The organism is Nocardiopsis lucentensis DSM 44048, assembly GCF_000341125.1.
GTDB classification, from domain to species: domain Bacteria; phylum Actinomycetota; class Actinomycetes; order Streptosporangiales; family Streptosporangiaceae; genus Nocardiopsis; species Nocardiopsis lucentensis.
Window position 1 is genome coordinate 1 of sequence record NZ_ANBC01000131.1, and the last position, 477, is coordinate 477.

Below are 477 nucleotides of genomic sequence, written 5' to 3' on the forward strand. Positions count from 1 at the left end.
AGTACCCTCTGCTGGGTGGCGACGTCGGCGTAACCCAGGTGGACGGATCCGTCCGGGGCGGTCTCCGGGCCCGAGACCATGCCCTCCCCCGGCAGGTCGACGGTTCCCGTGCGAGCACCGGTGCGGGCGTCGTGCAGGGTCGCCTCGCTGATCCCCCACCTGGTGCGCACGACCAGCAGCGCGGGTCCGTCCGGGCCCGCGTAGGGGGTGAAGGCGTCCAGGGTCGCGTCGCCGTCCTCCGGCACGACCTCGCGCCAGCCCTCGACACCGGGCTCCTCCGGGGTGACCGCGCACAGGCGGCGGCGCGGGGCGCCGAACGTGGTGCGCAGGTAGAGCAGGCCGTCCGGGCCCAGGCGCGCCTCGGTCTCCGCCTCGGGACCGACCTGTACCGGCCGGAGGGCGATGCCATGGCGGTCCGGGGCCCGGGGAGCGGGGCGCGCGGTCAGGTCGGCGAGCCACAGGTCGGTGCGGTGGGCG

General features: G+C 76.7%; 1 pseudogene (only partly in view). It reads right to left on the reverse strand.

Features of this window, described 5'->3' with window-relative positions:
- Positions 1-477, reverse strand: a pseudogene (locus D471_RS32935) (prolyl oligopeptidase family serine peptidase) (its annotated part continues 724 nt past the right edge of the window); the annotation flags it as partial.